A 6000-nucleotide genomic window follows, 5' to 3' on the forward strand; every position below is an offset into this window, starting at 1 on the left:
GGTGACATACCGTCAAAGTCATGGACGTGCGCCCCTTCTGGCTCGCCGGCCGCCCCGCCACGGGGGACGCCGAGCTTACCGTGACCAACTCGCATGACGGCCGTATCGTCGGCGTCTGCTCCGTACCCACCGCCGACCAGGTCGAAGAGGCCGTCGCCGCGGCGGTGGCCGTGCAGAAGCAGGCCGCGGCCCTCCCCGTCCACGTACGGGCCGAAGCCCTCTCCCACGTCTCGCGCCGCCTGGCCGAGCGGGCCGAGGAGATCGCCCATCTGATCATGGAGGAGAACGGCAAGCCGATCTTCTGGGCACGCGGAGAGGTCAACCGCGCCATCTCCACCTTCCGGTTCGCCGCCGAGGAGACCCGCCGGCTCGGCGGCGAGGCCGTACGCCTGGACACCGAGGCGGGCTCCGCCGGCCGTCTCGCCTACGTCTCGCGCGTCCCGCACGGCCCGGTCCTGGCGATCACGCCGTTCAACTTCCCGCTCAACCTGGTGGCCCACAAGGTGGCCCCGGCCATCGCGGTGGGCGCCCCGATCATCGTCAAGCCGGCTCCGGCGACACCCATCTCCTCCTTGGTGCTGGGCGAGATCCTGGCCGAGACCGCGCTGCCCGAGGGCATGTTCTCCGTGCTCCCGGTGCCCAACGACCGCGCCGCCACCCTGGTCGACGACCCGCGCCTGCCGGTCGTCTCCTTCACCGGCTCCGGGCCGGTCGGCTACGCGATCATGGACCAGGTGCCGCGCAAGCACGTCACCCTCGAACTCGGCGGCAACGCCGCCGCCGTCGTGCTCGCCGACGCCGACCTCGACTGGGCCGCCTCCCGGGTGGCGCTGTTCTCCAACTACCAGGCCGGGCAGAGCTGTATCGCCGTCCAGCGGGTGATCGTGGAGGAGTCCGTGCGCGAGGACTTCGTGGCCAGGCTGGTCCCCGCCGTTGAGGCACTGGTCACCGGAGATCCCGCCGACGACCGGACCCAGGTCGGGCCGCTCGTCTCGGTCGAGGCCGCCGAGCGCGTCGAGCAGTGGGTCAAGGAGGCCGTCGCGGCCGGTGCCAGGCTGCTGGCCGGCGGCACCCGTGACGGCGCCACCGTCGCGCCGACCGTCCTGACCGACGTGCCGCACGACGCCAAGGTCTCCCGCGAGGAGGTCTTCGGACCCGTGATGATCGTCCAGTCCGTGCCCGGTGTCGACGAGGCCTTCGCCGCGGTCAACGACTCGGCGTACGGCCTGCAGGCCGGGGTGTTCACCCGCAGCCTGGACGTCGCCTTCCGCGCCAACCGGGAGCTCGAGGTCGGCGGCGTGATCATCGGGGACGTCCCCTCCTACCGCGCCGACCAGATGCCCTATGGCGGCGTCAAGGGTTCAGGCGTCGGCCGCGAGGGCGTCCGCTCGGCCATGGCGGATTTCACCTACGAGAAGGTCATGGTCCTCACCGGGCTGTCCCTCTGACCTCGCGCACAGCCCGCGTCCCGTCACGCCGGGGGCTTTCTGTGATGCGTTTCGCGCGGTGTATCCGTGTAGGGCGTGTCCGTGGTGAGGCTGGGTGGGTGGCCGTTCGCGCTGCGGTGAGCGAGTGTTTCGGAGAGGGAGTGGCCGTTCGCGGTGCGGTGAGCGAGTGTTTCAGGGGTGGGTGGCCGTTCGCGCTGCGGTGGGTGGGTGTTCCGGCCGGCCGTCGCAGTTATCGTCTCGTTTTTCAGGCCTCCGGCCTGGCGGGCGCGGTGGTTGCGGTTTTTTATAAGCCGGCCGGAACACCCACCCACCTCCGCGCCGGACGGCCCCGCCGTACGGCGTGCGACCGTAGCCGCTCACTTCCGGACCGCCCATGGATCTCGCTGACGCTGAAGCAATCCGCACGGGACCGTTCAGAGTTGCCCGCCGTAGCTGACGCGTTCCTCTCCGACCAGTGCAGGGCCGAACGCCGCCTGGTACTTCGGGGAACCCAAATTTGATCGTCCGGCCCGCTCGGAACAGAACGATCACCTACGACTGGATGTCGAAATCGCCGTTCTTGACGCCACTGATAAAAGCCCCCCAGCCGTCTGAGGCGAAGACCAGCGCCGGCCCGGTCTTGTCCTTGCTGTCGCGGACGCCCACACGGCCATGGGGAAGCGCGGCGACTTCCACGCAGTCCCCGTTGCCTCCGCTGCATGAACTCTTGTGCCAAACGGCGTCTGTCAGATCTATCGGGGTGGACATCCCGCGCCCTTCCAATGGAAGTTCACGCCAGATTCTTCAGCGCGCCCATCAGCATAGCCGTGGTGTCCGCTGGACTGAGGGCCGCTGCTCTGAGGTAGTCAAAAACGGATATGTACCGTCGAATGTTCGTGGCGTCTTCCAGATACAAGCCGCTGGACATGTTCTCCAAATAGATGACGTCCATGTCGCTCGGAGCAGGGAACCCCACGATGGTGAACGACCCGGTCATCGCCGGGTGCGCCCCAGCGCGGTAGGGAAGTATCTGCACCATGATGTTGGGGCACCGGCTTGCTTCGGTGAGATGTTGGAGTTGGTCGGTTGTGATCTGAGCCGTTCCGACGTGTTGATGCACCACTCCTTCGCCGAGGATGACGGAAAGCTCCAAAGAGTCTCCGTCTGTGAGCCGTTTTTGGCGCTCCATCCGTACGGCGACCCTGCGTTCCACCTCTTCCGGAGCGTCACCGGGGCGCGAGGCTGCGATGACTGCTTGGGCGTACTCAGCGGTCTGTAGCAGCCCGGGAACCAATGTCTGTTGGTAGGTCCTGACGGACGTCGCCTCGGCTTCCAGGCCGATGAGGGTTGCGTACTCACCCGGTAGGACGTCTCCGTAGTTCTGCCACCATCCTCGTTGCCGTGCCTCCTTGGATAGTGCCAGCAATGCCTCCCGGTCGGTTTCGGGGACCTCGTACATATCCAGGAAGGCTCGAAGGTCCCGCGGCCGGATGCCTCTACGGCCGGTCTCGATGCGGCTGACGGAGGCCGCCGTGAGGTCCATGCGGTCGGCCACCTCCTGCATGGACAACCCGTGTTCGGTGCGCAGTCGTCGCAACTCTGACGCCAGGCGACGCCTGCGCACCGTGGGACTCGTATCGGCAGCCATGGCCGCACCTTCTTCCGCCCGGAACTTTGAGGTCCATCTGTGGAACTTGCCAAAGGTAGCTACCAAAAGAAAGTGATCTGAGGTAGCTTCCACAGAGTGTAATCGAACGACCACGAATCTGGAGGAGTGATGTCGATACTGAGACGTGAAGGCGATCCGTAAGAGCAGTGCGTTCGCTTGGTACGGCTGAGCGGGAGTCTCAAAGAGCTGGGGATGTGCACCTCCCTCGTTCTTTCCACCACAGGGCCGCCGGTGCTAGAGGTGCTGTCGGTGGGCCGGGCACGGGTGCGCATCACGGTCATTCGCAGGGCCTACGGCTGGGTCTTCATCTGGCGGCCCTGGTGGGCTCGGCTGTGGCGGCCTGGTCAGTGGGTCTGCGCCGAGGCTGACAATGTCGCCGACATCATCGTCTCGGCGGTGGCGATCACATGAACCTGCCCCTGGTCACCTGCCGCTATGAACGCCAGCGGGTCGCCTCCACCCGCTGGACCACTCTGCGCCTGCTCGGCCACGCCGACTTCCCTGCCACTCCGTATTCGGCACCCGTAGCACGTCAGTGGGTCCGTCACCTGCTGGCCGGAAAAGTCGCCGAGGCAGCCCTCGATGACGTGATGTTGCTGCTCAGCGAAGTCGTTACCAACGCTGTCGTCCACTCTGACTCCAGCCACAGCCCCAGCGGGTCGGTGACCGTCTGCTTGGCTGCGGGCGACGGTCGCCTGCACATCGAGGTCATAGACGATGGCTCGGCTGGAAGTATCCCCTTCGTCCGAGCCAGCGACCCCGACAGTGACGGCGGGCGCGGCCTGTTGCTGGTCGACCTCATCGCCACCGACTGGGGCGCTCACCACGACCAGTCGAGCACCGTCGTCTGGTTCCATCTCCCCAGCGGCACGTCAGGGCAACCTTTTTGAAGATCAGCTGAAGGCCACCAAACCATTCGCCCGGGAAGCATCCGTCGTACAAGCGGCATGACCTCTCCCTTCCCGGCGGACGACGGCTCGCTGGCCGTACGGCGTGCGGACCGTAGCCGCTCACTCCCAAACCACCCAGCGGACCCTCTGCCGCTGAAGCAATCCGCGCCGGGGCCGTTCAAGGTCGGTCGCCGCCGCTGAAGCCTCTCTTTCCCACCACTTCAGGGCCGGTTGCCGTTGTCTCGCCCTCCAACCCGCTTCTGCCGGTCGGAAGGCGCGCGGCGGGCACCGGCAGGTTGAAGCCCGAGCTCAGTCGAGCAACGTGAGGACGGCGGACAGCGCGGCCAGGCGCCGATCTACCGGCAGGTGATCGACCAGGTGAACCTTGCAGCCCAGTGCCGCGGCCCCACCATCGGCGGTGGGGTCGTCACCCACCATGAGCACGTCGTCGGGGGACAGGTCGAGCCGGTCGCAGGCAGCCTGGAAAAGCACAGGGTCGGGCTTCTGGGTCCCCTGTTCGTAGGAGAGAAGACAGGCGGTGACGAGATGGTCCACACCGTGGTCGCGAAAGACCGGGCGGATGTCCCAGCCGATGTTGCTGACGACGGCGACGGAGATCCCACGCCTCCGCAGTTCCTTGAGCGTGCTCTCGGTGTCGGGGTAGGGCCGCCACGCGGCTGGCATGCGGTGACGGTCGTAAAGCGCGTCGGCCAATTCCGGTGAGGGCAGCGAAGCCTGCCGGGCGAGAGCGGTGTATGCGGCTCGGTGCCGCTCGGCGCTCAGATCACGCTCCCTCCACAGGCCGGTCAAGGAGGGCGGCAGGCGGGGTGGGGGAGGGCCTCCGGGCATGGCGCCGACCTCTTCCAGCCGGGCGCCGCAGGCGGCGAGTTCGTCCTCTCCCATGTCGTGCCCCGCTTCCGACACCACCGCGCGCAGCCAATCCTCCGTCGGCTCACTGCGAAAGAGGGTCCCGGAGAAATCGAACATAACGCCTTTGATCACGCCCGTGATCCTTGCCTTGGCATGCGATCGCCTGCAAGCGTGTGCCACGGCCGGGCGCCGTAGAAAGGGACATGTCGGCCCGCGATCCCCAGCCGCTCTTGCCTCTGGCGCTGGTCGAAGAGGTACGGTCTTCGACCCTGCACTGGTCGGAGAGGAACGCGTCAGCTACGGCGGGTAACTCTGAACGGTCCTGTGCGGATTGCTTCAGCGTCAGCGAGATCGCTGGGCGGTCGGAGAGTGAGCGGCTACGGTCCGCACGCTGTACGGCGGGGCCGTCTGGCGCGGAGGTGGGTGGGTGTTCCGGCCGGCTTATAAAAAAGCGCAACCACCGTGCCCGCCAGGCCGGAGGCCTGAAAAACGAGACGGTAACTGCGACGGCCGGCCGGAACACCCACCCACCGCAGCGCGAACGGCCACTCACTCTTCCGGAACACCCACCCACCGCAGCGCGAACGGCGACAGGCCCTCAGACCGGGACACCCGCAGCGCAAAGGAACACCCACCGCAGCGCGAACAGCGAGAACCTTCAGCCTCACCACGGACCCGCCCCGGGCTCGCGGTCAGGACCTCTCGGCGGTGGTGTAGAGCTCCTTGACCGTGGTGCCGAAGTAGGGGCCGTACATGGTGTTCCGGTCGTCGCTGTATTTGAAGCTGCTCACCGAGGTGATCGCGCCGCGCCCGGTGGCGGTGTCGAAGCCGGTCAGCCAGGGCCCGCCGCTGGATCCGGCGGTCATGTCGCAGTGCATGCCCTGGTCGCCGGTCTGGTCGTGGGGGTCGGCGCGGACCGGGCCGGCGCAGTAGACCAGGTGCTCGCCGTCGTAGGGCGACTCGGCGGGGAAGCCGAAGGTGTGGGCCGGGCGCCCCCGGGCGGTGCCGAAGGCGATGTCCTGGCCTCCGACGACGTCCTCCACGTGCCTGCCGTCTCTGGGGTTGAGCGCCACCATGCCGACGTCGTAGCTGTCGTCGGCGCTGCGCGACCATGGACCCGTGACGAACATGCGGCGGGCGGTGA

At 67.3% G+C, this 6000-nt stretch carries 7 protein-coding genes; 3 read left to right on the forward strand and 4 right to left on the reverse strand.

The features are described 5' to 3' along the window. The first annotated feature begins 20 nt into the window (after window positions 1–20). Complete coding sequence (locus FHR32_RS23465) at window positions 21–1448, forward strand: aldehyde dehydrogenase family protein (RefSeq protein ID WP_184756267.1); 1428 nt, start codon at window positions 21–23, stop codon at window positions 1446–1448. Window positions 1449–1979: 531 nt separating this feature from the next. Here FHR32_RS23465 and FHR32_RS23470 read toward each other — a convergent pair. Together FHR32_RS23470 and FHR32_RS23475 are read right to left on the reverse strand one after the other, a co-directional pair. Further along, window positions 1980–2195, reverse strand: a complete 216-nt coding sequence (locus tag FHR32_RS23470; RefSeq protein WP_184756268.1) for a DUF397 domain-containing protein — start codon at window positions 2193–2195, stop codon at window positions 1980–1982. Between the two features lie 22 nt (window positions 2196–2217). Next, complete coding sequence (locus FHR32_RS23475) at window positions 2218–3075, reverse strand: helix-turn-helix domain-containing protein (protein ID WP_184756269.1); 858 nt, start codon at window positions 3073–3075, stop codon at window positions 2218–2220. Window positions 3076–3327: 252 nt separating this feature from the next. On the opposite strand from FHR32_RS23475, the gene FHR32_RS23480 reads away from it, so the two are divergent. Together FHR32_RS23480 and FHR32_RS23485 are read left to right on the forward strand one after the other, a co-directional pair. After that, window positions 3328–3507 (forward strand): hypothetical protein, encoded by a 180-nt coding sequence (locus FHR32_RS23480; protein ID WP_246466295.1) that lies wholly within the window; start codon window positions 3328–3330, stop codon window positions 3505–3507. Then, complete coding sequence (locus tag FHR32_RS23485) at window positions 3504–3986, forward strand: ATP-binding protein (protein ID WP_184756271.1); 483 nt, start codon at window positions 3504–3506, stop codon at window positions 3984–3986. Before FHR32_RS23480 ends, FHR32_RS23485 begins: the two co-directional genes overlap by 4 nt. Window positions 3987–4295: 309 nt before the next feature. On the opposite strand, the gene FHR32_RS23490 is transcribed toward FHR32_RS23485, so the two are convergent. After that, window positions 4296–4988 carry an HAD family hydrolase gene (locus FHR32_RS23490; protein ID WP_312882629.1) on the reverse strand — a complete coding sequence of 231 codons (693 nt, stop codon included), beginning with the start codon at window positions 4986–4988 and terminating at the stop codon, window positions 4296–4298. 560 nt (window positions 4989–5548) lie between these two features. Next, window positions 5549–6000 (reverse strand): trypsin-like serine peptidase (locus FHR32_RS23495; RefSeq protein WP_376773357.1); only part of this gene is annotated, 452 nt, incomplete at its 5' end.

Source organism: Streptosporangium album, assembly GCF_014203795.1.
GTDB classification, from domain to species: Bacteria; Actinomycetota; Actinomycetes; order Streptosporangiales; family Streptosporangiaceae; genus Streptosporangium; species Streptosporangium album.

What these genes read in the sequence shown, in the direction of transcription:
- FHR32_RS23465 (WP_184756267.1), top strand. Translation starts at nt 21, where the DNA reads ATGGACGTGCGCCCCTTCTGGCTCGCCGGCCGCCCCGCCACGGGGGAC.
- FHR32_RS23470 (WP_184756268.1), bottom strand. Translation starts at nt 2,195, where the DNA reads ATGTCCACCCCGATAGATCTGACAGACGCCGTTTGGCACAAGAGTTCA.
- FHR32_RS23475 (WP_184756269.1), bottom strand. Translation starts at nt 3,075, where the DNA reads ATGGCTGCCGATACGAGTCCCACGGTGCGCAGGCGTCGCCTGGCGTCA.
- FHR32_RS23485 (WP_184756271.1), top strand. Translation starts at nt 3,504, where the DNA reads ATGAACCTGCCCCTGGTCACCTGCCGCTATGAACGCCAGCGGGTCGCC.